Genomic DNA, 22633 nt, shown 5'->3' on the forward strand with positions numbered 1-22633 from the left:
CCACGGCACCACGTCTCGCATCACATTACCCAAGGAGCAGCAGTATGCGCGTTTTAGTTACTGGCGGGACCGGCCATATCGGTTCGTATATCATCCCCGAGCTCATCGCGGCCGGACATGAGGTCATTGGCCTGGCCCGGTCGGACACATCCGCGACTGCGGTGTCGGCGCTCGGCGCCAAGGCACGTCGCGGGGATATCACCGACCTCGACGGGCTCAAGGCCGCGGCGGCGGAGTCCGACGGCGTCATCCACGTCGCGCACCGGCAAGACCTGCTGCCCTCTGGCGGGATCGACGCCGTGGCCGCCGCGGAACTCCAAATCATGCTCGCCTACGGCGAGGCGCTGGCGGGGACCGGAAAGCCGCTCGTCGTCTCGGGGAGCATCGGCTCGCCGGGGTGGGAAAACCTGGGCCGGCCAGCCACCGAGGAAGATCCGGCTCTTCCCGGCGGCGATGCATACAAGGGCACCCTGCGGGTTCGTAACGCCGTGGAACTCGCCGTGATCGGCTTAGCGGGACGGGGCGTGCGGTCTTCGGTCGTCCGAATTCCTCCCATCGCGCACAGCACGACCGATGCCGGCTTCCTCCAGCTGCTGATCGGTCTCGCGAAGGAGAAGGGCGTTATCGGTTACCCCGGAGACGGCGCGAACCTCTGGCCGGCTGTGCATGCCCGCGACTTGGCCTCCCTGTTCCGCCTGGCGCTGGAGAAGGGGCCGGCTGGCAAATATTGGCACGGGATTGAGCGCGACGGCATCCGGTTCCGCGAGATCGCTGAGGCCATTGGCAGCCGTATGGGCGTACCCGCCGTGCCCATCCCTGCGGACGTACTGATGTTGCCTGGCTTCTTCGGCTTTCTCGCGAATTTGGTCACGCTGAACCTTCCGGCGTCCAACGCCATCACCCGCCAGACTCTCGCCTGGGATCCAGTTCAGCCGGGCCTGATCGAGGACCTCGACAACGGCCATTACTTCCCGGCGGGCCGTATCGCGATCCCGTAATTCGTCAAACCAATAAACGGGATCCCCCGTCTAGAGACCACCAGCAATAACCCCATCTCAATAGGAGACTGCACATGAGCATTATCAGCATCATTGGCTCTGGAACTATGGCCACGGCGATTGCCGGCCGTGTCGCCAAGGCTGGACACACTGTCGAGGTGGTCGGCCGCGACCCCGCCAAGGCGCGGGCGCTCGCCGACCAACTTGGAGCCGGAGCGACCACTGGGACATACGGAGCCGCCCCCGCGGGCGACATCGTCATCCTCGCCGTGCCGTACAGCGGTGCAGCGGCGGCGGTGGCCGACTTTGGGAAAGCGCTCGATGGCAAGGTGATCGTCGACATCGCCAACCCGGTTGCCCCCGACCTCTCGGGCCTCGTCACGCCCCACGGCAGCTCTGGCGCGCAGGAGACCGCAAAGGGCCTCCCCGCCGGCGCGCATGTTGTGAAGGCGTTCAACACGATCTTTGGTCACGTGCTTGCGAAGGGTGGACGCCTCGACGCGTTCATCGCAGCCGACGATGCGGAGGCGAAAGCGCGCGTCTCGACGTTCCTCGAAAGTCTCGGGCTGCGTCCGCTCGACGTGGGCGGCTTGCACATGGCCCAGACGCTGGAGGCGCTCGGTTTGATGATGATTGGCCTCGCCAAAAACGGCGCTGGCACCTGGGACTTCGCCATGAACGTCGATATCGGCTGAATCACCGACATCAGCCCTCACCGGCAGATCCGCAACACCACTGGAAGCAAGTCATCCGATGGCTGTCGTCACCCGATGAGTCGGGCGTGCTGTCGGGTGCCATGTGGTTCGCATGGTCAATGCGGCTCGGAAACACATAGTCGGCAATAACACTGCCCCGACGTTCGAGCCATGCTAATAGGCTGAAGCGCACATCGGAGGTCAATTCGAATTAGACCGGTCGGCCGGTCTTCTGCTGCACTACAGCCAAGGAATCGATCATGATCACTCCCTTCCAGATTCCCTATGATGCGGACCAGGCCGCTGACCTTCGTAGCCGCCTCGCACGGACGCGTTGGGCCGACGCGGTAACTGACGACTGGACCATGGGAACCGAGCGCGGCGTCCTCAACCAGTTCATCGATTTCTGGCGTGACGGCTATGACTGGGCGCAGCGGCGAGACCGGCTTAACCAGCTTCCCCATTTCTGGACGACGGTCGACGGCCATGGCATACACTTTCTGCATTTTCGCAGCGGACAAAGTGGATCTATCCCGCTACTGCTGATGAACGGGTGGCCGTCCAGCTTCGTGGAGTTTCAGCGTATAGCGCCGCTGCTTACCCAGGGAACGCCGGCATTCGATGTCGTGATCCCCACCATGCCCGGCTTCGGCTACTCGGACAGGCCAACCCGGCCCTACGAGGCGGAGCCCAGTGACCTTTATCCGAAGCTAATGACGATGCTGGGCTATGGGCGGTTCGTCGTGGCCGGGACTGACATCGGCTCCGGCCTTGCCACCCGGATAGCCCTTCGGCATGCGGCGCGTTTGCTGGCTCTGCATGTCTCGGCGGTCGCGCTGAAGCCGATTCCAGAAGATGCGTCGCCCCTGTCGAAAGCCGAGATCGACTATGACGAGCGCCTCCAACTGTGGAGCCGGGAGGAAGGGGGCTATCAGGCGATCCAGAGCTCGAGGCCACAAACTCTCGCCTTTGGGCTTGCCGACAGTCCTGTTGGCCTCGCCTCGTGGATTGTCGAGAAATTCCGGGCCTGGACGGACTGCGATGGCGACATCCTCTCTGTCTGGCCACTCGAAGCCTTGACTGACACTCTGACGATTTACTGGATGACCAACACGATCGGGTCGTCTGTCCGCTACTATTACGACGCCGCCCGGCTGCGGCCGCCGCTGCGGGCAGATGACTTCGTGCATGTCCCCACCGCCGTCGCTATGTGGCCACATGATCTGACGCTCGCGCCGCGCGAGCGGGCCGAGCGGCTCTACAATGTGCGGAGCTACACCGTCTTTCCGCGTGGCGGGCATTTTCCGGCCTGGGAAACGCCGGAACTCTACGCCGACGATTTGCGAAAGATCGCGCTCGCCGCGATCTGAACGAACAAGCGTGTTCCGCTTCACTCACGAGCGGGCACGGCTCGTGGAGATTGCCCGCCAGCGGTGTGCCGAGCAGGCGCGGCTGGCCAAGCTCGAAGAACAGCGGGTGGAATATCTCGATCGCAAGCTCGCGCAGGCAGAGCCGCGTGATCGACTACGGACGTTTCTGACGACGCTTCCCGCTGACCCCGTCTCCGAGGAAGCGTCTGCCTTTCATGCTTTCATCGAATGGGCCCAACCGCGGCTGAAGAAGATGGACGCCCAACTGCAACTCGCGACGATTGCCGCTGAGGCGGCGGAAATGGAAGCCTTCGCACCAACTGACGATGCCAACGGTCTGCAACGATAAGCCATCGCATCCATGGGATGCGATGGCTTCAGTGTTAGTCCGATGACCTATCAGTCTGTTTGACCGGCCGGGCTTTGCGCTGATGGACATCCGGCCCGGGCGCGATCTTCGCTCGGCCCTCAAGACAGGTCTGGCGGCGCTGCTCCAGCCACGCTTCGACCTCCTCCAGGTCCCACACGATGCATCGCGGCGTGAGATTGAAGCGGCGAGGGAATTCCTCGCGTTTTTCCATTTCATAGATCGTGCTGTCGGCGAGCGGTACGATGAGCCGGAGCTCATTCCGTCGGATGTTTCGCGGTAGCCCGGTCAGCACGGTGGCGGGACCGAAATATCCCACCGGGTCTTTGTCGTCGTAATCCTGATACGGTATCGTCAGGATGCGAACGCGATCTGGCTTCTTGGTCATGTTTATCCTCCGTGGTTGAAGGATGTTTGATGCCGCTGCGGCTTTGCCTAGTCGCGTAGCTATCGTTGGTCGGGAACCTGACGGTACTTTTGGGTGTGCTCACGTTTCGAATGTCAGGCCTGGAAAGGCGGGCCGAGAGCCGATAGTAGTCGATAGATCGCTCGTGGCGGTTGGCCAAAATTCGCCAACTAAATCAGAACGGTAGGATCCTGACGGGTCCTAGGCCGGTAGTATTTGGACGGAAAAATATTTTCTTGAGAAAATTCAATTAGTTGCATAGGGCCGAACGATCGAGTGGGAGTGAAGTACCGTGGAGTAGATTGGAGTACTGTCGGATACATTCGGAAATTGTTGGTCCCCGATAGTGGGCGATAGTTCGCGGGCGATTCTGCAAGAACGAGCAGCAGTTTTGCAGATCGGCGATAGACCTTGCGATTGTGTGTCGAGATGTTCAAGGGGATCGATACACCGCGCCGTTCACGGCACATGCTTCGGATTGGGATTGGAGCGCCGATAAAAATCCTCGGACAATAGACCTCATGTTCCGGGGATTTGTATCAGGGTCTAAGCCCGGTCGAGACCAACGAGACGAGCACAAGGCCGCCGAGCACAGCGAAAAGGGCGCCATAGCTGAATACGCTCTCGTGGCCCCGTAGTTCCAGAGTGCTCCCGCAATGAGGCTGGCGACGAGCTGCATGACGCCGACCGTCGTGCTGTACCAGCCAATGCCGCTTGCCCGCAGATGCTCTGGCACAAAATCCGCGGCGAACGTTGAAGTCGGCAACCGCGGCATCGGGCCTTAAAGAAGGCCAGCAGGTCCGCCTTGATGATGTCTGCGTGGGTCGTGGGCTGCCGTGCGGCAGATCCTTGTAGACCTTCGGCGTGCCGTTCTTCAGCAGCTTGGCCGACGGCGGACCTAAGTCGGCGAGCGTCCTGCTACGCGACGAAACGGACCACGCCGCCATCCACCCGTAAAGCCGCGCCGGTTGTCGCCGAAGCCTGCTCCGAGCATGCGTAGATGATCATGTTGGCTACCTCGTCGGTGGTCGCGAAGCGTTGGATGAGGGTGGTCGGACGCATCGCCTTCAGGAAGCCCTGCTCGGCTTCCTGAAGCGTGATCCCGTTTGCGTCAGCCTGCTTCGCCATGAAGTCGCCCAGGATCTCAGAGCGGGTGGGTCCCGGCAGGACGGCGTTGACGGTGACGCCCGTGCCCGCGACCGCCTCGGCAAGCCCGCGCGAGACCGCGAGTTGAGCTGTCTTAGTCATGCCGTAGTCAAGCATTTCCTTGGGGATGTTGACTGCGGACTCGCTACTTACAAACACGACGCGGCCCCAGCCTTTCGCCACCATCCGCGGCAGATAATGACGGGTCACGCGCACGCCACTCATTACATTCAACTGGAAGAGACCAAGCCAGTCCTCGTCCGGGATCCTCGCGATGTCCTCGACGCCACTGTAGCCCCGGATGTGAGCCGTGCCCACGTTGTTCACAAGGATATCGGCGTCCGGCGCCTGCGCGATCAAGGCTTCGGCACCCTCCGTTGTCGCAAGATCGGCGGCGATACCCGAGATGTCGCTTCCGGGAAAGGCCTGTCGCATCTGCCGTACCGCCTCGTCAATCCGGACGTATCCACGGCCGTTGATGACGACCGATGCGCCGGCACGGGCTAGTCCCTCCGCGGTAGCACGGCCGATGCCTGCCGTTGACCCCGTAACGATCGCCTTGCGGCCCTTCAGTTCGATATTCATGTTATTTCATCTCCAAATTATAGGTGAACAAGGCGATCGATCCACTGATCCAGGCTGGAAGCGCAGATTGTCGCCCGTCGAGTACGGGCAACATCCGGACGAAGGCAGCGTTGGGAAGCGTGGATAGCGCCAGGACAGGGGCGTCAGCTCGCTTTCTTTGCTGCTTCAGCCTCCGCTGCGCGGGCGAGGCTTTCGACCCACTCCTGGTGATAGCGGTAGAGCGCGCCGGGATGCTTGTGCCCGAGAAGGTCCAGAAACCAGGCTCCCTGTTGCGTCTCCTCGGTCAGGACATGGCAGCCATCGTTAGTCGGCGTGATAACCCAGCCGTGATATGCGCTCGAGCCGGTCTCATCGCCGTCGACTGTCGTCGCCCAAGCGAGCCGGCGCAAGGGCTCGAACTCGGTCACGACAAGGCTCATCGGGAATCCGACGGTGACTCGACTGTACGTGGTTCCGAGCGCCAGTTCCGCCTCACCTGTCAGGATCTTGACCTGGTCTTCGGCAGGAAAGTAGCTCAGCCAATTCTCGGCATCGACGAGCAGCTTCCAGACCACTTCAGGCGGCGCCTTAACGTCGATGTCGTTCAGCGCATAGATGGCCGACGTTCTGGGGTCATACCGCTCCGGCCAGATTACATGGTCGTACATGGTTCATTTGTCCTTTTTGAACAGGTCCTGGAAGATCAATGGCGCCCAGCTCTTGTCCCGCGCCTGCACTAGCTGACCGCCTTCCGCGATCTTGCCGAGGCTAACCGGCCCATACGCCGTCAGGCCCAGCCCAACCTTCGCGACTTTGTGGCGTTCAAATATTCGGTCGCGCGCTGCTCGAAGAAATTGGCGCGCGCGACCAGTTCTCGGCGCCGATCGCACGGTCGTAGATCGATTACTGCTCCTTCTTGAACAAATCCTGGAAGATGAGCTGGCCCCAAGTGCGGCCGCGTGCGTGCACCAGCGCGCCACCCTCGTTGAGCTTTCCCAGCTTGACGGGTGCGAACCCGAGTTGTTTGGCCAAGGTCGCCACGGGAGCGATCGCGTCCTCGTCGTCGCTCGACAGAAAGACGACCCTGTGGCCGCCCTCGACGATCGGATCGGCAGCCAAGGTGGCCGCAATCAGGTGATTGAAACCTTTCACGAATTTGGCGCCGGTGAACGCCTTCGCGACGAAGGCGGAGGATGGGAGACCGTCCAGTTCCTCGGGGGGAACTAACGCGTTCATCGCGTCGATGACTGTCTTGCCTTCCCAGCTCGGCAGGGCTTTCGCAACCTCGCGAGGCTCCCCGAACGGGACCGCCAAGATGATTGTGTCGGCCTCAAGCGCATCCCGCAGCGACTTGGCGACGACCGTGGGTCCGATCGCCCGAGCTTGCGGCGCCAACGCCTCGGGCGGACGGCGGCTCGCGACGGTCACCTTGATGTTTTTACGGGCAAAGGCGTGGGCGAGGGCCTGGCCTACCTTACCGAATCCTACAATTGCGTAGCTCATAATACTTCTCCGATCCGTGTTGGTATTGATTCCCCGGCCTTCAACGGCGCTGGGTTATCCGTTCTGCTGTGTGGCGACCTTTGCGTAGACGTCGCGTCGTGAACCATGGACACGCTAGTTCCCGCCGGTCAGCCGCCTCCCGCGATCCGGCGCGATTTCAGATAGCCGAGAAGCCGCCGTCGACAGACAACTCCACCCCGTTCACGAAGCTCGAATCGTCTGAAGCAAGAAACAGCGCGACCGCCGCAATTTCCTCAGGACGACCCATCTTTCCCCGCGGGATCAGGGATTCGAACATCTGCTTCGCCTCCTCGGTGAGAACTTGGTCCTGCATCGGTGTGGCGATCGGCCCCGGGTGCAGCACGTTCACCCGGATATTCCTGCCCTTGAGCTCGTTGAGCCACCCGCGTGCGAATGCGTGCAGCGCCGCCTTGCTCGCCGCATACACGCTGTAACCAGGAAAACCTTTGATCGAAGCAACTGACCCGGTCATGAAGATCGATCCGCCATCGTTGAACAGCGGCAACAACTTCTGAACCGTAAACAGCGTGCCACGCGAATTCAGCCCGAAGGTCGCATCGAAATGCTGCTCGGTAATCTCGCCCAGTGGGACGGCTTCGCCCGTGCCGGCGCTCGCGTACAGGATGTCGATCTTGCCCTTTTCCCGCTTGACTGTATCGAACAGGCGGTCGAGGTCGTCGAGATTGGCAGCGTCGCCGCGCACGCCGGTCACGTTCCGGCCGATCAGCTTGACGGCCTCGTCCAGCGCCTCCTGTCTCCGGCCCGTGATGAAAACATAGGCGCCTTCTTCGACGAACCGCTTGGCGCTCGCCAGCGCCATGCCGCTCGATCCACCCGTGATGACTGCAACCTTACCCTCGAGCTTTCCCATGACTTCTCCTGTCGTGGTGTCGGGACAGCATCTGCCTCCGAGACCCTCGAAATGGGTCCGCCGGCGTCAGTTGTTGAGTGCGGAAGCGCGCACATCGGTGGTGCAAAATCGATCCGGCTGGACGACCGACGCCAGCCGCGACGATCGGTGTCCGCTTTTCGCAATTGGGCCGCGCTCGTCGACATAGGCTATGACGACCGCCTGTATTGCTGTTCGATGTGTTAGATACAGACTTTGGAAGGCGCACCGCGCGGTGCCGGATTGCACCATGATCGACTGGGATGACATTCGCTACTTTCTTGCCGTCGCGCGCGGAGGCTCAGTGCGGGCTGCCGCCGAGCGCCTCGGGGTGAATCACTCGACCGTGCTGCGACGCATCGCACAACTCGAGGAACGCCTCGGGGCGCACATGTTCGAAAAGCTGCCTTCGGGTTACCGCCTGACGGCTGCGGGCGAGGAGGTCCTCGAGCTCGCGAACCAGATGGAAGCGTCGTCGCACCAGTTGGAGACGCGCGTCTTCGGTCGCGACCAGAGCGTGCGCGGGCTTCTGCGGGTGACGTTGGCTCCGACCCTTGCGACACATCTGCTCATGCCGGATCTCGCCGATTTCGCGCTTCTGCATCCGGACATCGAGATGGAAATCGTGTCGTCCGGCGAGCTGGCAAATCTGACCAACCGAGAGGCCGATGTCGCGATCCGCGTCGTTTACGACCGCAAAACCCTGCCGCTCAATCTTCACGGCCTGAAGGGACCGGAGGTGTTCGGCGGCGTCTACATGTCCCGGGATAGACTAGCCGCATGGCGTGCGGGCGCGCTTGATCCCATCCGGTGGATCGTCATAAGCATGCATGGAATTCCGGATTGGGCCAGCGAGGGTGAGGTTCGCACCACGGAGGTTCCGTTCAGGACTACGGGCGCCGACGCGCAGATCGTTGCTGTACGGCAGGGCCTCGGGATCACGACACTGCCGTGCTTCGTCGGAGATGCCGACCCCCTGCTGGTGAGGGTGCCGGGCACAGATCTGCACATGTACGGAACGCTCTGGCTTCTCACACAGGGGGAAACACGCAAGACGAAGCGCGTGCGGCTCTTCACGGAGTTCGTATCCCGCAGGCTCGCCGCGTACGCTCCGCTTCTCACGGGGCTGTCCATATCGCGCGACTGACGCCCGGCAGGTCGCCGGCGACGCTTGCCGTAGTCCGGTCGGAAGCCGACCTGCGATCGCTTGAAGCGGCGTCGTTCAATCCGCGAATGGTGCGCCGTATCGCAACCGGCGCGAGGGCCACACTACCGACGGACGACGGACTTCATCATCGCTGACGGTTTTTTTGCCAGGCTGGAGACGCCGCTTTTGCGGAGAACTCCGAGGAGAATAGACCAACCGATATCGATAGTTTGTGAAACCGAGCAAATCGCGGATCGCCGAAATTCTCCTTTGAATTCAAGAGCGAGAATTTCTGACGGATCCGGGATACGGTTCTTCATCGTCAGCGGAAAGATTTTCCTCGATGGGTCAATGCGTTCTGCTTCAGAACAATCGAGTGGGAGTAGGGGGAATCGGCGGCGATAGCGTAGGTTCGGCGGACTTTAAGCTCCGTTCCGTCCGCATTTCGGCGGTTCTGATGCCGATGGATCGAGCAAGCTGCGCTCCAGGGTCGGCATTGCCAAGCGGCAAATCAGGCCGGGAGCCGCCACATTCGTACACGACCTGTACCACGCAATTCCGTTTCCGCGAGTGGGTCGCAAGCAAAATCCGGTCCAAGCAGTTTGTGAGTTGCATCCGAAATACGGATTTCATCGGGCTCCGCGGACGTTTGAATACGTGCTGCGAGATTAACGGTCTCGCCCCACAGGTCGTAGGCAAACCGCCTTTTGCCTATGACGCCCGCGACGATTGGTCCTGAGTGAATTCCAATTCTGAGTCTTAGCGGTTCTCCTGCGAAGCGCTCGAGCTTAACCGCCTTCCGCAGTTCAAGTGCATAGTGCGCAAGGGCTTCCGCATGATCGGATCGCGCGACGGGGAGGCCAGCGACCACCATCACACAATCGCCAATTGTCTTGATCTTTTCGCAGCCGTATCGTTCCGAGAGCAGATCCGCCGCCTTGAAGAAGTAATTTAAAATAGCGAGCGTTGTCTCGGCTCCGACGCTCCGCGCTCTTTCCGTAAAGCCGACGATGTCGGCAAAAAGCACACTCACCTCAGCGTGGTTGTCTGCAATTTGTTCGTCCGCTTTTAACCGCTCCGCGATCGACGCTGGAAGAATGTTGAGGAGTAGGCTTTCGGCGCGCTGGTATTCACGCGACAATCCCTCTTGGCTCTGCCTCAACGCCTCGTTCGCCAATTGTAATTTTTCGTTGAGTTGACGCTCCCTCTCTTGCAGGAGTGTCATTTCATAAGCCTTCTGTTGAAGCCGCTGCCTATTGTCGCGTTCGGCGGTGGCGTCAAGAAAGAGCAGCCACACGCAGGCATTGTCAGCAAAAAGATGAAGGTCCGCGACACGCCCGCTGGGCAGTTCGACCATGGCCATATGATATGGCAGCTCCGGGCAAGGCAGCAAGCCTTCCATGAATTCAAGTTGCTCGGCAACAGGCCTACCAATGCGAAGTGATGAGAGTCCGTAATGTTCAACACTACCGCCCTTCGCAGCGATGCAAAGCTGGGCGTCAATTTTCAGGTATGCGACAGAGTGCTCGTTGTAGAAGAAATCGTAAATCCAGTTTCTGACTTCTCTTGGCAATCCATGCATGGTTTATTTGGTGACCATCGAAGCAAGCTGACGAAATGCATCATCAACATGTTCACCCGAAAGCGCGCTTGTTAGATAGATTTGCCATCCAAGTTGCCTCAGTTCGTCAATCTCACTATCCGTTATTGCCCACCGATCGGCCAGATCGGATTTGTTGAACAGCAATACAAACGGCATAGCGCCGAATTCGGCCTCGGCCCGCTCGCGCAGCGTGAGCGCCACGGCAAGTGTAGCGGCGCGGGTTCCATCGACGACAAGCACGAGCCCACTCGCACCTCGCACATAGCTGACGCGAAATGAGCCGATATCGTCTTCGCCGGCCAAATCCCACAGAATCAGATCCACGGTTTTGTCCGGGAATGCGACGCTCTTCTTGTCGATTTTCACTCCCACCGTGGTCAAGTAGGTTTCTGAAAAGATGCTTTGCACAAACCTGCGAACCAGACTCGTCTTTCCGACAGCGAACCCGCCCAACATGCAGATCTTCTTTTGCAATATCCTGGGCTCCGCCTAGTGGAAGTTTACCGTAACCGAAACTCTGCGATTGGCGGAGCTCCCGGTTCGGCTATTCTCAGTCTCCGCCGGCTCAAAGGTGCCCGCGCCGCGAACCAAAAGCGATTCCGGAGCGACGCCGCGCTTCTTGAGAAGCGCACGAACTGTCTCGGCGCGGGCGGCGCTGATTGACGCGTTGGTCGTCTCACGGCCCACGGCGTCCGAATGGCCAGTCAACATGAACTGTGCTGTTACGCCCGCCTTGCGGGCGTCCTTGGCCAATTCCTTCAACTGATTCGCCAATTTGTCGAGAACTGGCAGTTGCTCTGGTCCCGGTACAGCCTTGCCAGAATCGAAGAAAATGTCGACCGCTTGGATAGCCTCCCTCAAACGAGTGAGTTCCTGAGGGGTCAACTCGCGCAGCTCGGAAATTTCTAGAGAGAGTCCGTCCGCGGCCAGTTGTTGGGCGGCGACCCGCGCCCGATCTATCCAGGCGGCAGGAGCCTCACCCACGAGAACGATGCGATCCTTGATGATCGAAAATCGTACTGAATCCGGCGGGGCCAGCGATGCCATCAGCCGCTTCACCACGAACTTCGGATCAAGGCTCTGATAGAATTGCCACTGCGAATGAACGCGAGCCGGATCAACCCCTGTTCCGGACAGCAGAGCCTGCGGGTCGGCGGCTTGCGGGTCTCTCAGGCCGGAAATGTAGAAATGTCCGCCCCTCGCCGTTTGTTGGGCGACGATGATCCCCGCTTGGGCCTCAAGTCGCGACACATAATGCTGCCAGTGCTCCGCCGCGCGTGCTTCGGGGCTCACATCACGAACCTTGGAGATGTCGAATTCCGGTCCGCCTGCCGAAAGCTGCCGGGCCGCTGCGCGTGCCCGATCTATCCAGGTGTCGGGAGCCTCACCCTCGGCAATGATGCGATCATTGACGATCGAAAGTCGAACTGATTTCGGTGGGGTCAGCGACTCCGTTAGCCGCTTCAGCACGAACTCCGGCTCAAGGCTCTGATAGAATTGCCACTGCGAATGAACGCGAGCGGGATCGACCTGCGTTCCGGACAACAGCGACTGCGGGTCGGCGGCAAGCGGGTCTCTCAGGCCGGCAATATAGAATTGGCCATCGCGCACCTTTTGTTCGGCAACGATGATGCCCGGCTGGGTACTCAGCCGCGACACATAGGCCTGCCAGCGCTCCGCCGCGCGTGCTTCGGGGCTCACATCACGAACCTTGGAGATGTCGAATACCGGTCCGCCTGCCGAAAGCTGTCGGGCCGCTGCGCGTGCCCGATCTATCCAGGTGTCGGGAGCCTCACCCTCGGCAATGATGCGATCATTGACGATCGAAAGTCGTACTGAATCCAGCGGAGCCAGCGACGCCGTCAGCCGCTTCAGCACGAACTCCGGCTCAAGGCTCTGATAGAATTGCCAGTGTGAATGAACGCGGGCGGGATCGACCTGCGTTCCGGACAACAGTGACTGCGGGTCGGCGGCAAGCGGGTCTCTCAGGCCGGCAATATAGAATTGGCCATCGCGCATTTTTTGTTCGGCAACGATGATGCCCGGCTGGGTACTCAGCCGCGACACATAGGCCTGCCAGCGCTGCCCGGATTGCCAGGAAAGAAAGAACCAACCGCCTGCCGGAATCAAAACCAGCAGGACTGCAGCCACCACCAGCCACGGAAATCCCTGGTTTGAGTCCTCCTGCTTCAGTTCAACGCAGGTCTGCAACTGCGTCTCTACGCCGGCCAGCTGCGAACTGTCGCCGTCAAACTGCTCTAAAGCCTGTGAGCATTCATCATGGATGCGAAGCAACACATCGCGAATTATTTCATGTAATTCCTCTGGCGGATTTCCCCGGATCACCGCAACCAACGTCGCAAACGGTCCAACTTCTGACCAGAGACGAAGCTCCCCAAAACGGATAGTGTCCAGGCCGCTCTGTTCTTTCTCGTTAAATGAATCTTTCACAAAATCTTGAATTGCACTAAGCATCGAAGAAATGAGTTGAGGATCTTCGCTAGTTGCATTATCGGCAGTTACATGCGCTATCAAAAGCCCGGAATTGCGGTTAATGAGAAAGACATGTTCTACACGGTAGACAAGTGAATGCTTAAGAACAACTTCTGAGAAGCTTGCACCAGTTCTCCAAGCTTCAAATCTCCACTTGAGCCCATGCCAGGTAAATATATGTCTTAAAGTTTCATTCAGCGACTGAAAGGTCTGATCGATCTTTTCCCCGATCGACTTGCGAATTGCCGGCAGAAACACCGGGTATAATATATCCGTAAGCGTGCGCGGGCTCTTCTGGATGGACCGTTGCACGGCCCTCTCGACAGCTGGCGCAAGGGCCTCGCCGAGTTGCGCATAAGGCGCGCGTGCGGCTGCACTGGGGAGAACACCCCCAACTGCAGACGCAAGCTGCTCAGGTTCGTCGAGCAGGTGCGTAACTCGTGAAAGCTCCGAAATTTCGCGGCCGACCAGCAACTGGCGCAGCGTTTCCATGCGAGGATCGGCGGTTGGAACTCCGTCGAAACGCGCACGATAGTCCGGATCAACGTTCCGGGCAATTTCGACCAAAAGACTAGCCAGAGCCTCGCGATCAATCTCTGTATCGTTCGAAGCCGCTTGAGGAAGGCTGATTGGGTCGACGGTCGACGTCAAGTTCCGATCAACTCACTTTCCAGCTACGTTCCGAGTTGCTCTTGCTGCCGACGGGATCCTGATTTAGACATTTTGCAACCTCGACAAACAGGCCAGCCAAAAGATTTCGGTCGGTCTTGACGTTGCTGAGATCGGAAAACATTTTCTCCATTACCATCTGAATGGTTTCATTCTTTTGCTTGATTTCCTCACGCAGCAATTGATCGCTTCGATTTATCCGGTCCGCAACTTCGCGCTCAAGCTCGCTCAATTGATCCGACAACGCGCGCACCTGCTTTTCAAGCGCCTGATTTTGCTCGCGAAGATTCCGGTCAATCTCCTTGTCGGCCTCGGCTCGTGCATCTTTTTCGTTTCGCAATTGCCCCGCAAGCGATTCGACCTGCTTCTTTGCATTTGACTCGTACATTTCAAGATTGCGCTTGGCCTCGGATTCGACATCCTTGAAGCGCTGCAAGAACCGTTCTTCAAGCTTGGAAAAACGGCGGTCATAGTCCTGCATCTGGTTGCCGAACAGCAGATCACGTATCTTGTCGACACCTACAGCGTCGCCGGGGCCTCCGCTCTCGCGAGCCTGGGCCGCCATGAAGGCCAGCCCGTTTCCGTCTGCATTACCTATTAGATTTACGTCCGCTTTATTTGCTGGAGATGCGCTATTCGAAGATTCCTTGGCCATCCTTATGCCCCTTCTTTTGAACAACTGCCACAGTGCGAAACTCAGAAACGGATAAGAATGTCAGCAAAATACCCGGCTCGCAAGCCGGAATCTTCTTGGCTTAAACCAATTCGTGCATCCCTTTTACATCTCTTGGACTAGCAGCAAATAAACGAGTTCCGACTGGTGTAGCTTTCGCATCTATTGTTATAGAGGCCATAATCGGCTAGTCTAATCAACCATTGGATGAAATCTACTATCGAAATGAGCAATACAATATCGGGCTATAGCTACTGGAGTGCAATTAAGTAGCGCGGACTCATTAGAAATATCTAAATTAGATGACATGGCGGTACACATATTGCCTCGCGTCCGGCTGTATACTGCGATGACCAGCTTCCGGTGCGGCCCCAACGGTAGAAGGAAGGTGTTCTTCGCACGGAGAATGGCTGTTCGAGAGTGCACCTCGGTATCGAGGCATTTCGGTCGATAAGAAGGGAGCAGTAGTCCCGATAACTGCAGTCATTCACACCAAGGCTTCAGTGGCTTGCTTTAATGCGCCCCCCGATTGCAAAGGACGTCAGTTTGCCATAGCTATTGCAGTCGTACGGCGCCAGGGACCGCAGCTTTTGGTCATGGCGCCGATTCCGGGGATCGACATGAGTATGCGGCGTGCTTGCTTTGACGTGCATCTGCGACAGCTGGCGCCCAAGCTCGGCGGCACGGATGCGAATGCTGCGCCAGGCTTCCAACATCAGTAGCACGACAGGAGCAAGCTCGCTCTGCAGCCAAATGGCGGCGTCGCGGCGGCTCGGAAGAGTTCGCAGGAGACTGTTTGGACGCAGCGTGCCTGAGGACCGTTCCCTTTGGCAAGAAATCGCCGGCTATGTTTCGGGACTCTCGTTGTATCTTCGGCGCGGGTAAGACGGCGTGGCGCATAATCCCTTGGTTTCAATCGTGGTTCCTGCGCACAACGCGGAGGCAACGCTGGCGCGCGCACTCGATTGCCTTCTCGATCAGGAAATAGTGGATTGGGAGGCGATCATCATCGACGACGCCTCCACTGACCGCACCTCCGCGATCATCGCCGGTTATGTGGAGCGCGATGCCCGATTTCGGACATTGAACTCTTGCGCGTATAGCGCCGCCGGCGCGCGCAATAGCGGGATTTCGACAGCGCGCGGCCATTGGCTGATGTTTCTGGATGCGGACGATTGGGTGGATGCCAGCTTCCTTGCGAAAATGCTGGCCGCGCTGAAAACAGCTCCCGATGCAGTGGCGGCCTATTGCGGTTCTCGGCGCGTGATGCCCGATGGCGAACTCACCCCGCCGAGCATCTCGACGGAGGTTGCGACCCAGCCCTTCGAAACACTCGCCCGTCGGTGTGCCATCCGCACTCACGCGCTGCTTGTCGACCGGGAGACAATTGTCGAGTTGGGCAGTTTCGATGTGTCGCTGCGCACCTGCGAGGACTGGGATCTGTGGCAGCGCCTCGCGCGTCTAGGCAAAAATTGGGTGATGGTCGACGAGCCGCTCGCTTTCTATCGAGCCAGCCCCAACTCGCTCAGCCGCAATTCGGCGCAGATGCTGGTAGATGCGGAAATCGTGATCACCCGCGGCTTTTCTCCTGATCCCAGGGTCAAACACCCAGCATCAGCACACGCCAATGGAGCGATCGAGGCGAGCGGCCACACCGCTTCCGAGGCACTCGCGTGGTTCGCGTTGTGGAACGCCGCGTCGGATTGCGGCTGCGGCTCACGCTCGATCAACCCGCAGTCGCTGCGCGCGCTCCCGGCAGGACGTAAGTGGGCGCGTGAGATCGCCAAGGTGGCCTTCGATGGCCTTATGGTAGGAAGCTTATCGGTGCCAGCGCAATTGGCTGCCAGGTGGGACAGGTTCGGCGGCTCCTTCACCGAGTTGATCATCGAACTCGGCAAGCTCTGGGACAACCCCGTCGCGGGTCGCCGCGTCCAGTATCACCTTGAGCAAATGCTTCTCGACGTCGACGATCTTGCCGCGCCGCGCAGGCTGGCGCGGACACTTGGAATTCGCGTCGACGGTCGAAATCCGGCCTCGACCGAAATTCCGCAAGGAATCGATCAAATCTATGCCTATCTGATGATGGATGGCCAGATCGAGGCTGTCGTGCAATTCGGCGTGCTCGGGACAGTGACAAGGCGTCATTGGATTGAATTGCTCCTGAATGTCGTGCCCCCTGAGCGGCTTGAACGCCGGTCCGATCCGGACAGTCACTTCGGCAGACTCGCCCAATTGGCCGAGGAAGCGCGGGAGCTGGTTAGGTCGAGCGCCGAACCTGCGGAGCCTCCCGCGGCGCCGCGCCGCGCACGGGTCAGGCACGACAAGGATCGCACGTCGTTCTGGAATGGCTATTTCGCGACCGAGGATCCCTGGAACTACGGTTCGCCCTATGAGCAGGAAAAATATCAGCGGCAACTCGAAATTCTGCCTGCCGGTCCCATCGAACGGGCGCTTGAGCTGGCCTGCGCGGAGGGCCATTTCACGCGGCAGCTGGCGCCGCGAGTGGGCCATTTGACCGCAACCGACATCTCCGCCATAGCCATCGAACGGGCCCGCGCGCGATGCGGCGATCAGCCGAATATTGAATTCGGCGTACTGGATTTCTCTGCCGACACGCTGCCGGGTGAGATGGATCTGATCTTCTGTTCGGAAGTGCTTTACTATCTGGATGATCTGGCCGAGTTGCGGCGCATCGCCAAAAAATTCGCAGAGGCGTTGGCGCCTGGCGGCAGTTTCATCAGCGCACACGCATTCGTGCTGCGTGACAATGTTGAAAGGACGGGCTTCGACTGGAACACATTCGGTGCACAAGCGATCTCGGAGACGCTGGCAGCGACTGAAGGCCTCGTCTTGGAGCAATCGATCCAGACCGAGCTCTATCGCATAGACCGCTTCCGCCGCCTGTCACCCGACGACGTGGCTACGGAACCGATGATAGATCATGTGCCAATCCGCGCGCGCATCGAAATCGGGGTCGCGCGAAATATCGTCTGGGGCGGCGCGCGGGCCTTGCGCCGCGACGTTGCGCGTAGCGAGCGGCGGCAGCGTATTCCTGTCCTCATGTATCACAGCGTCTCCGATGATGGTCCGGCCGCTCTCGCCCGTTTTCGGCTCACGCCCGCCGCATTCGGCAGCCAGATGGCATGGCTGCGCTCCAATGGCTTTCACGCGATTGGGTCTGAGCAGTTGGAAGAGTTCATCGCCAACCGTCGCCCTTTCGTTGGTCGCCCAGTGCTCATCACCTTCGATGACGGCTTCCAGAACTTTGCTGACCACGCCTGGCCGACCTTGCGCACGAACGACCTGACCGCGGAAGTGTTCCTGGTGACGGACTTGGTGGGTGAAAGTGCACAGTGGGACGCCTATACCGGTCCGCCGACGCAGCTTATGGACGCCGGGACGGTGCGGCGCCTCTCCGCCGAAGGTGCGTTCTTCGGAAGCCATCTGGCGACGCATCGCGCAATCGATGGTCTGTCGAGTTCTGACTTAGCCGCTGAGCTCCTGCGCTCTCGTATGTTTATCGAACGGTGGACCGGTCGGCCAACCACGGCGTTCGCGGCACCCTTCTCTGTCACTGACCGACGGCTTGGCAGGCTGGCCAAGGAGTGCGGCTATCGAATCGGCTTCGGCGGCAGACACGGGCCGGCGGGCCTCGACTGCGATCCCATCGACCTTCCGCGCATCGAGATTCGCGGAGACCGCTCACTCGATGACTTTGTTGCCATTGTCGAGGCTGTGCTCGAAGAGCGGTGAACTTGTCAGTGTCATTTCAGTGTCCCGCTCGTTTACCTCGTTCGCAAATCTATTGGGCGACTTGGGACACGGCTGACATCAGCTCCTGCGGGTTTGGCGCCCCAAACATGTATCGCCCACCCTCTGGAACCTCCGTGAAGCTCCAGCGGACGATCCCCTGCCGGTCCAGCAGGAACTGACCGACCAGTTGTCCGTGTCCCGTTGCCATCATCTGCTCGTCGGCTTCGGTCATTTCGTAATTGTCCTTCTTGTCGAGGATTTCGCCGGCCGCAAGAGGATCCATAGGACCGGGCAACTCGCTTGGTATGTCGACCCGCATATCCATTACCGCTGCCATCGAGACCTTGTACGGCCATTTCGTCTCGTTTTGGGTGAATTCGAGATTGGGCAGTCCAAAAGCACGATGTGAAGCGCGTTCAGGGTCGGAGGCCGCGAGCAGATTCGGTATCGGGTGGTAGCGGAAATAGAGACGCGCCCGTTCGATCGGCGTGTTGACCACCGTGAGGCTCTCCACGCCCTTTTCGCGCAGCTCCGGATCAAGCCGCGCCTGGGCGGCGATATGGCGCCGGCAAAACGCACAATGCAGACCTCGAAACAGGCCGACCAGCACCGGTTTTTGTCCGCGAAAGTCGTCAAGCGCAATCTTGCCTTCCTGGGTAATGGCGTCGAGAACCAAGTTCGGCGCACGGTCGCCCGGTTGAAGCGGCACCAAGTCAGCACGCGCGGACATTTCCAACCTCCAACCCGGCTAGTCGAGAAAAGGCAGCACCACAAGCGCTTCCGGGTCGAGCCCGTGCTGGGCGCATATTCCCTGCGCCAGGGAAAAGTAGCGTTCGGCCTCGGCCAGATTGTCGAGGTCGAGATTAAGCGTTGCGAGCCCATCATAGCACGGAAACAGCAGTTGGGGCTCGCCCGTTTCGCGGGCTACGTCGAGTGCTTCGTGGAACAAGCCAATCGCCAGTTCCGGACGGCCGTTGCACTGGTGGATCTGCCCAAGCACGATCAACGGCACCGGCAGGTGCTCGCGCTGGTCGAGCGCCCGGTCGATCTCGATGGCCTTCTCGGCAGCAGGCACGCCCTCCCTTGGACAGCGATCCGTGAAAGTACAACAAGCGACCGCCAGATTGGCGAGGAGGCGCGCCTGGAAACCCAAATCACCAATATGGCGCGCCACTTCAAGACCGCGCCTACAGACCTCCATCGCCTGTGCCGGATCGATGGTCGTGTAAAGCACGCCGAGATTGGTGTAGCCGCGGCACGCCGCGCCCAGTAGACCGGCGGCTTCGGCCAATTCAATGCTACGCTCAACCTGACGCACGGCTTCACGGTTTTGCCCAAGGCGAGCCAGCGCGACAGCCTTGGTATTAAGTGCCTCGGCGGTCACGAGAGTGGCATCACACCCTACCTCGGAGACATGCTCCGTTGTCAGAGAGCGTACGCAATCCAGCGCCGCGTCTGCCCATTTTGCCGCGAGAGCGTGATCTCCGCTACGGAACGCCTGTCGGCCACGTTCTTGCCAGAGATGCGCCTGCTCGATCGGGGCATCCGCTCCATCGAGGAGCGCTGCCGCTTCAGCATAGCGGGATTCTGCGTTGTCCCGCTTGCCGACGTCCCAGAGCAGCCGACCGATCTTGCGTAAAACGCGCGCCGAAGCGACACGATCGGCTGACTCGCGGTATGCCTGCAACACCGTCTCGTAGTGGTGGTGCGCGATCTCGCGGCGGCCTACCGGGCCGCTCAAATCGGCAATGCGCTCTGCAATTGCCAGTTTGAGCGGTGTTTGCCCGATCGCGCCCAACGCAGCCAGTGCTCGCTCGTAGAAACGAAGGGCGTCGTCGTTGGCGTATATCATGCGAGCGCGATCGCCCGCCGCCTGCAGGTAATGCGCGCCCCTCTCCCGCTCGGCGCTCTGTGCGAAATGATGACCGAGCACGGTCAAATCCTCGAGCCGTTCCGGCTTGTCGCCGCACAGTTGCTCCAAGGCAGCACCGACCCGCCCATGGATGTCGGTCCGGCGTTGCAGGAGCAGATTCTGGTAGATCACGTCCTGCAGCAATGTTTGCGTAAAGCGGTAGCTTTGCGACGAGACCGAGCCTGATCCGGCAACTTCCTCGATGATTTCCGCATCGCAAAGCAGTTCGCAGCCGGCTTCTAGCCGACCGGGGTCGGCTGTCACGGCTTTCAGAAGTGTGGCATCGAAGCGCGGGCCGATTACCGCGGCTTCCTGGGCCAACCGGCGCACTTCTTGGGGCAGCCGGTCGACGCGAGCAAGCAACATTGCCTGGATAGTGGCGGGAATGCCGGTTGCCACTTCGCCTGCCACAGTCCGCCATCGCTGGCCCTCGCGCATCAGTACACCGCGATCGATAAGGCCGCGAACGATCTCCTCTACAAAAAGGGGGTTGCCGCCCGCGCGCTCGAGGATCTGGTCGAGAAGCCCTCCTGCGGAGTTTACCCAGCTCTCGCCGAAAAGCGCCGCCAGCAGGCTGCGTCCGTCATCATTGTTGAGCGGCGAAAGCCTGAGCGCTGTGTGACTGACCCGACTAGAGTCGAGCTGGCCGTTGTCCGGCGCCGGACGATGCGTGACCAGCAACATCAACCGCGTGCGTTCCAACCGATCCATCACGAAACGTAGTGCCTCGAGCGACACGGCGTCGGCCCAGTGCAGGTCTTCGACGACAATTAACAGCGGCGACAACGCAAGCCGCCGTTCGATGATTGTGCGGACTGCGTAGAGAATTTGCCGCCGCAACTGCTCGGGCTCGACATGCTGCAAGGTGGCGTCCGGGTCGCCAAGGCCGAGCACATGGTAGAGCAAAGGCATCAGCCGCTTCGCCTCCTCGCCCTGTAGGCCGAGATCGGTAAGCAAGCCTGCGAGCTTCCCCCGCACTTCGTCCCCACTGTCATTTTGCATCATCCCGGCAGCGCTGCGCACCACTGCGCCCAAGGCGCCAAATGATTGTTCGCCCAGCGGTGAGCAGGTGGCCAGCCGCACGGCGACGTTGCGAAAACGATCGTCGTCGCCGACGCGGGCGACGAACTCCTTCACCAGCCGCGATTTCCCGATACCGGCTTCTCCGACGAGGCGGACAAGTTGGGCCGAGCCGCCGCAGGCCTGGTCAAGGCTCGCCAGCATTCTATTGAGCTCCGCACCACGACCTATTATCGGCGCACTGAGGCCGAGCGCCTCGAGCCCACGCGCTGCACGCGGCGCCGCAAGCGGTGCATCCAGTCGATGGACGAGCACACTGCCAGCCTTGCCACGAAACACGACATCACCCAGCGGCTCGTAAGAGAAGGCATGCCGGGTCAGCCTGTGAGTGAGCTCGCCTACCAGCACCTCACCCGGTGCGGCCAGCGATTGCAGGCGTTGCGCCGTATTCACTGTGTCGCCGGTCACCGAATAGGATTTGGCGGTGCCGATGCCCAATCCACCAGTAACGACCGGACCAGTGTTTATGCCGATGTGGAGTAACAGAGGCGAGCCGGAGTGGGGGGTGCTTTCGCCGAGCCGCGCCGTCCGGGCGATCATGTCGAGAGCGGCGCGAAGCGCACGTTCCGGATCGTCCTCATGCGCAACCGGCGCACCGAACAAGGCGAGCAGTGCATCGCCGATGAATTTGTCGACGAAACCACCAAAGTTTCGCACGGCCGCCGTCCATTCCTTGAACAGTTCGTTCTGCAGCGCTTGCATGACCTCGGGGTCGAGCTGCTCGCTGAGTGTCGTGAAGCCGCAAAGGTCGGCGAACAGGACTGTTACCGTCCGGCGATCGGCGTCAGAGACGGGATGCAGCCCATCTTCGCTTTCGATGTTCGGAAGCAGCGACGGAGTTCGAGAAGGCGGCACAACGGTCCGGCTTGGTGTCGGAGCAGGCCGTTCGACGGTTTTTGCGGGCGCACCGACGCTTGCCCCGCATTTCGGACAGAACTCGAAATCAGGTGCGCAGGGGTAGCCGCAACTGGCGCATGGCACGGGCTGGCGCCTGCCACACCTCGGACAGAAAGCGTAACCGCCCTCAACCTCGAAACCGCAGCCCGAGCAGTCCATAGGACAAGACCTCACTAGGGGCCGTGCCGGCGTGATCTCACTACGCACTTCACGGCCAGGGTATTTCACAAGGATGAACCGATAACCGTCGACCAGCAAGCGGCAGCGCAAATGGGCATCGAACGGTCAGTGTGGGTCCGGTGGCAGAGCGCTGCCGATCAAGGCGGAAGCCGTCGTCGAAATCCCGAAAGGCATCAGCGTCAAGGAAGCGGCCGGATCAGACACCAGAGGCTCACCCATAGATCGCCGTCGCTTGGGGTTGCGGACCAGAAAATCAACCTGAAGCGA

At 60.1% G+C, this 22633-nt stretch carries 17 protein-coding genes and 1 pseudogene; 6 read left to right on the forward strand and 12 right to left on the reverse strand.

All coding sequences use genetic code 11. The features are described from left to right. Positions 1-44 precede the first annotated feature (44 nt). From EOC94_RS06555 to EOC94_RS06575, 4 genes are all read left to right on the forward strand, one after another. Entirely contained in the window at positions 45-998 is a 954-nt protein-coding gene (locus tag EOC94_RS06555) for an SDR family oxidoreductase (protein WP_127289294.1), read from the forward strand. 74 nt (positions 999-1072) lie between these two features. Next, positions 1073-1693, forward strand: coding sequence for an NAD(P)-binding domain-containing protein (locus EOC94_RS06560; protein WP_027152442.1), 621 nt, complete (start codon positions 1073-1075; stop codon positions 1691-1693). A 260-nt stretch (positions 1694-1953) separates the two neighbouring features. Continuing rightward, positions 1954-3063 carry an epoxide hydrolase family protein gene (locus tag EOC94_RS06570; RefSeq protein ID WP_127289296.1) on the forward strand — a complete coding sequence of 370 codons (1110 nt, stop codon included), beginning with the start codon at positions 1954-1956 and terminating at the stop codon, positions 3061-3063. Positions 3064-3073: 10 nt separating this feature from the next. Beyond that, positions 3074-3412, forward strand: coding sequence for a hypothetical protein (locus EOC94_RS06575; RefSeq protein WP_127289298.1), 339 nt, complete (start codon positions 3074-3076; stop codon positions 3410-3412). 34 nt (positions 3413-3446) lie between these two features. Here the strand turns inward: EOC94_RS06575 and EOC94_RS06580 are convergent, their stop codons facing one another. The 6 genes and pseudogenes from EOC94_RS06580 to EOC94_RS06610 form a co-directional block, all read right to left on the reverse strand. Beyond that, positions 3447-3818: an AlpA family phage regulatory protein gene (locus EOC94_RS06580; RefSeq protein ID WP_127289300.1), complete on the reverse strand. Its 372-nt coding sequence runs from the start codon at positions 3816-3818 to the stop codon at positions 3447-3449. A 798-nt stretch (positions 3819-4616) separates the two neighbouring features. Beyond that, positions 4617-4744, reverse strand: a pseudogene (locus EOC94_RS34495) (alpha/beta hydrolase); the annotation flags it as partial. A 10-nt stretch (positions 4745-4754) separates the two neighbouring features. Beyond that, entirely contained in the window at positions 4755-5567 is an 813-nt protein-coding gene (locus tag EOC94_RS06590) for an SDR family oxidoreductase (protein ID WP_127289302.1), read from the reverse strand. 143 nt (positions 5568-5710) lie between these two features. Beyond that, entirely contained in the window at positions 5711-6214 is a 504-nt protein-coding gene (locus tag EOC94_RS06595) for an SRPBCC domain-containing protein (RefSeq protein WP_095483601.1), read from the reverse strand. 235 nt (positions 6215-6449) lie between these two features. Then, the gene (locus tag EOC94_RS06605; protein WP_281032963.1) at positions 6450-7079 is read right to left on the reverse strand and encodes an NADPH-dependent F420 reductase; all 630 of its coding nucleotides are present in this window, start codon (positions 7077-7079) and stop codon (positions 6450-6452) included. 127 nt (positions 7080-7206) lie between these two features. Continuing rightward, a complete protein-coding gene (locus tag EOC94_RS06610; protein WP_127289306.1) occupies positions 7207-7941 on the reverse strand; it encodes an SDR family oxidoreductase in 735 nt (244 codons plus the stop codon). A 268-nt stretch (positions 7942-8209) separates the two neighbouring features. On the opposite strand from EOC94_RS06610, the gene EOC94_RS06615 reads away from it, so the two are divergent. Further along, the gene (locus tag EOC94_RS06615) at positions 8210-9106 is read left to right on the forward strand and encodes a LysR family transcriptional regulator (protein WP_127289308.1); all 897 of its coding nucleotides are present in this window, start codon (positions 8210-8212) and stop codon (positions 9104-9106) included. Positions 9107-9617: 511 nt separating this feature from the next. Here the strand turns inward: EOC94_RS06615 and EOC94_RS06620 are convergent. The 4 genes from EOC94_RS06620 to EOC94_RS06635 are packed head-to-tail and all read right to left on the reverse strand — an operon-like array spanning position 9618 to position 14526. Then, the gene (locus EOC94_RS06620) at positions 9618-10688 is read right to left on the reverse strand and encodes an adenylate/guanylate cyclase domain-containing protein (protein ID WP_127289310.1); all 1071 of its coding nucleotides are present in this window, start codon (positions 10686-10688) and stop codon (positions 9618-9620) included. 3 nt (positions 10689-10691) lie between these two features. Then, positions 10692-11183 (reverse strand): Rab family GTPase, encoded by a 492-nt coding sequence (locus tag EOC94_RS06625; protein ID WP_245465512.1) that lies wholly within the window; start codon positions 11181-11183, stop codon positions 10692-10694. Positions 11184-11198: 15 nt separating this feature from the next. Continuing rightward, positions 11199-13853, reverse strand: a complete 2655-nt coding sequence (locus tag EOC94_RS06630) for an OmpA family protein (protein ID WP_127289314.1) — start codon at positions 13851-13853, stop codon at positions 11199-11201. A 7-nt stretch (positions 13854-13860) separates the two neighbouring features. Continuing rightward, on the reverse strand, positions 13861-14526 hold the full coding sequence (locus tag EOC94_RS06635; RefSeq protein WP_095483607.1) for a hypothetical protein: 666 nt from the start codon (positions 14524-14526) through the stop codon (positions 13861-13863). Between the two features lie 909 nt (positions 14527-15435). On the opposite strand from EOC94_RS06635, the gene EOC94_RS06645 reads away from it, so the two are divergent. Then, entirely contained in the window at positions 15436-18297 is a 2862-nt protein-coding gene (locus tag EOC94_RS06645) for a trifunctional glycosyltransferase/class I SAM-dependent methyltransferase/polysaccharide deacetylase (protein WP_127289316.1), read from the forward strand. A gap of 49 nt (positions 18298-18346) precedes the next feature. On the opposite strand, the gene EOC94_RS06650 is transcribed toward EOC94_RS06645, so the two are convergent. Together EOC94_RS06650 and EOC94_RS06655 are read right to left on the reverse strand one after the other, a co-directional pair. Continuing rightward, the gene (locus tag EOC94_RS06650) at positions 18347-19027 is read right to left on the reverse strand and encodes a redoxin domain-containing protein (RefSeq protein ID WP_095483609.1); all 681 of its coding nucleotides are present in this window, start codon (positions 19025-19027) and stop codon (positions 18347-18349) included. An 18-nt stretch (positions 19028-19045) separates the two neighbouring features. Next, positions 19046-22345, reverse strand: coding sequence for an adenylate/guanylate cyclase domain-containing protein (locus tag EOC94_RS06655; protein ID WP_127289318.1), 3300 nt, complete (start codon positions 22343-22345; stop codon positions 19046-19048). Between the last annotated feature and the right edge of the window lie 288 nt (positions 22346-22633).

The sequence above is a fragment of the Mesorhizobium sp. M6A.T.Ce.TU.016.01.1.1 genome, from assembly GCF_003997065.1.
GTDB classification, from domain to species: Bacteria; Pseudomonadota; Alphaproteobacteria; order Rhizobiales; family Rhizobiaceae; genus Mesorhizobium; species Mesorhizobium mediterraneum.

Coding starts and splice junctions, on each gene's coding strand:
- EOC94_RS06590 (WP_127289302.1), bottom strand. CDS start 5,567: ATGAATATCGAACTGAAGGGCCGCAAGGCGATCGTTACGGGGTCAACG.
- EOC94_RS06560 (WP_027152442.1), top strand. CDS start 1,073: ATGAGCATTATCAGCATCATTGGCTCTGGAACTATGGCCACGGCGATT.
- EOC94_RS06635 (WP_095483607.1), bottom strand. CDS start 14,526: ATGGCCAAGGAATCTTCGAATAGCGCATCTCCAGCAAATAAAGCGGAC.
- EOC94_RS06610 (WP_127289306.1), bottom strand. CDS start 7,941: ATGGGAAAGCTCGAGGGTAAGGTTGCAGTCATCACGGGTGGATCGAGC.
- EOC94_RS06655 (WP_127289318.1), bottom strand. CDS start 22,345: ATGGACTGCTCGGGCTGCGGTTTCGAGGTTGAGGGCGGTTACGCTTTC.
- EOC94_RS06620 (WP_127289310.1), bottom strand. CDS start 10,688: ATGCATGGATTGCCAAGAGAAGTCAGAAACTGGATTTACGATTTCTTC.
- EOC94_RS06555 (WP_127289294.1), top strand. CDS start 45: ATGCGCGTTTTAGTTACTGGCGGGACCGGCCATATCGGTTCGTATATC.
- EOC94_RS06615 (WP_127289308.1), top strand. CDS start 8,210: ATGATCGACTGGGATGACATTCGCTACTTTCTTGCCGTCGCGCGCGGA.
- EOC94_RS06580 (WP_127289300.1), bottom strand. CDS start 3,818: ATGACCAAGAAGCCAGATCGCGTTCGCATCCTGACGATACCGTATCAG.
- EOC94_RS06595 (WP_095483601.1), bottom strand. CDS start 6,214: ATGTACGACCATGTAATCTGGCCGGAGCGGTATGACCCCAGAACGTCG.
- EOC94_RS06650 (WP_095483609.1), bottom strand. CDS start 19,027: ATGTCCGCGCGTGCTGACTTGGTGCCGCTTCAACCGGGCGACCGTGCG.
- EOC94_RS06570 (WP_127289296.1), top strand. CDS start 1,954: ATGATCACTCCCTTCCAGATTCCCTATGATGCGGACCAGGCCGCTGAC.